We start from the raw sequence: 2,500 nt of genomic DNA on the forward strand, positions 1-2,500 counted from the left end.
TGCTCTTTGACATTGTTGAGAGGGAAGAGAAGCGTAGGCGGCGGTGTCCTTGCGCCGGTCCTTTGGGGCCGGATGGAATGAACATCGACCTGATCTATGCTTTGGTGAGTACACCGCTTCAGTGGCAACGCTGGAGATGGAGGTGCTCTGTCAATTTGCGTAGTGACATAGTCGAGATCAAATTCTTCAACTTGAGAGTTTGATCCTGGCTCAGAACGAACGCTGGCGGCAGGCTTAACACATGCAAGTCGAACGCATCCTTCGGGGTGAGTGGCAGACGGGTGAGTAACGCGTGGGAACGTGCCCTTCAGTTCGGAATAACCCAGGGAAACTTGGGCTAATACCGGATACGTGCGAGAGCAGAAAGATTTATCGCTGAAGGATCGGCCCGCGTCTGATTAGCTAGTTGGTGAGGTAATGGCTCACCAAGGCGACGATCAGTAGCTGGTCTGAGAGGATGATCAGCCACATTGGGACTGAGACACGGCCCAAACTCCTACGGGAGGCAGCAGTGGGGAATATTGGACAATGGGCGCAAGCCTGATCCAGCCATGCCGCGTGAGTGATGAAGGCCTTAGGGTTGTAAAGCTCTTTCAGTGGGGACGATAATGACGGTACCCGCAGAAGAAGCCCCGGCTAACTTCGTGCCAGCAGCCGCGGTAATACGAAGGGGGCTAGCGTTGTTCGGAATCACTGGGCGTAAAGGGCGCGTAGGCGGCTTTGTAAGTCGGGGGTGAAAGCCTGTGGCTCAACCACAGAATTGCCTTCGATACTGCATGGCTTGAGACCGGAAGAGGTTAGTGGAACTGCGAGTGTAGAGGTGAAATTCGTAGATATTCGCAAGAACACCAGTGGCGAAGGCGGCTGACTGGTCCGGTTCTGACGCTGAGGCGCGAAAGCGTGGGGAGCAAACAGGATTAGATACCCTGGTAGTCCACGCCGTAAACGATGAATGCCAGCCGTTGGCGAGCTTGCTCGTCAGTGGCGCAGCTAACGCTTTAAGCATTCCGCCTGGGGAGTACGGTCGCAAGATTAAAACTCAAAGGAATTGACGGGGGCCCGCACAAGCGGTGGAGCATGTGGTTTAATTCGAAGCAACGCGCAGAACCTTACCAGCCTTTGACATGTCCCGTATGGATCCTGGAGACAGGGTTCTTCAGTTCGGCTGGCGGGAACACAGGTGCTGCATGGCTGTCGTCAGCTCGTGTCGTGAGATGTTGGGTTAAGTCCCGCAACGAGCGCAACCCTCGCCCTTAGTTGCCATCATTCAGTTGGGCACTCTAAGGGGACTGCCGGTGATAAGCCGAGAGGAAGGTGGGGATGACGTCAAGTCCTCATGGCCCTTACGGGCTGGGCTACACACGTGCTACAATGGCGGTGACAAAGGGCAGCGAACCCGCGAGGGGGAGCTAATCCTTAAAAGCCGTCTCAGTTCAGATTGCACTCTGCAACTCGAGTGCATGAAGGCGGAATCGCTAGTAATCGTGGATCAGAACGCCACGGTGAATACGTTCCCGGGCCTTGTACACACCGCCCGTCACACCATGGGAGTTGGTCTTACCCGACGGCGCTGCGCCAACCGCAAGGGGGCAGGCGACCACGGTAGGGTCAGCGACTGGGGTGAAGTCGTAACAAGGTAGCCGTAGGGGAACCTGCGGCTGGATCACCTCCTTTCTAAGGATGTTCTCTTACTGGGGGCATCTGTTCGTCTCGAACAGGCTGTCGCTCATATCGGAACACTTGGAACAATAGGGTCAGTCAGACCCTGCTATGCGGGACGCTGCCGTCTTCGCTTCTCTTCTCAATTCCGGATACATCGGTCGAGGCTCGCGCTTCGATTGGGGCCTGTAGCTCAGGTGGTTAGAGCGCACCCCTGATAAGGGTGAGGTCGGACGTTCGAGTCGTCCCAGGCCCACCATCTTATCTTGACGGGGCCTTAGCTCAGCTGGGAGAGCGGTAGCTTTGCAAGCTTCAGGTCGTCGGTTCGATCCCGACAGGCTCCACCATTTTTTTATGGGTATCCGGATGTCAAAGGAATTCGCCTCCCCTGCTTTGCGGGTGAGCGCGGATGTTTGAAATCGTAAAGAGGCGGCATATTCGACCAGCGGACGACCTAGTTCCGCGAACCAGCCACGGCCCGCAGCCGTGTGCGTCGGATATGCTTGGCAAGCAAAAATCGTCTTCAACGTGTGACGCGTTGAAGACAGGTCTTTCTTGAAGGTCATGTCCGGTCTTTGCCGAGCGGACATTGATCATGAGAGTAATCAAGTGTCGTAAGAGCATCTGGTGGATGCCTTGGCGCTGAGAGGCGATGAAGGACGTGGTACGCTGCGATAAGTCTTGGGGAGCTGCGAACGAGCTTTGATCCAGGAATCTCCGAATGGGGAAACCCCCCTTCGATCCTTTGTCTTGTGACGTCATTGGAAACAGTGCTGTTGCAAGACGGAGGATCAGATGAAGGGATTAGGCCCTGAATACATAGGGGTTTAAGGCGAACCCG

2 tRNA genes and 2 rRNA genes (1 of these 4 cut by a window edge) are annotated in these 2,500 nt (G+C 55.6%); all 4 read left to right on the forward strand.

Annotated features, from left to right (window positions below):
* Positions 1-187 precede the first annotated feature (187 nt).
* Positions 188-1,674 (forward strand): 16S ribosomal RNA (locus KBI52_RS02285).
* 167 nt (positions 1,675-1,841) lie between these two features.
* Positions 1,842-1,918: transfer RNA gene (locus KBI52_RS02290), tRNA-Ile, on the forward strand.
* Positions 1,919-1,930: 12 nt separating this feature from the next.
* A tRNA-Ala gene (locus KBI52_RS02295) sits at positions 1,931-2,006 on the forward strand.
* 256 nt (positions 2,007-2,262) lie between these two features.
* Positions 2,263-2,500: ribosomal RNA gene (locus tag KBI52_RS02300) — 23S ribosomal RNA — on the forward strand; it runs 2,571 nt beyond the window's last position.
* Together the 16S and 23S rRNA genes with 2 tRNA genes alongside form the textbook arrangement of a ribosomal RNA operon.

It is taken from the genome of Microvirga sp. HBU67558 (assembly GCF_018069605.1).
GTDB lineage: Bacteria > Pseudomonadota > Alphaproteobacteria > Rhizobiales > Beijerinckiaceae > Microvirga > Microvirga terrae.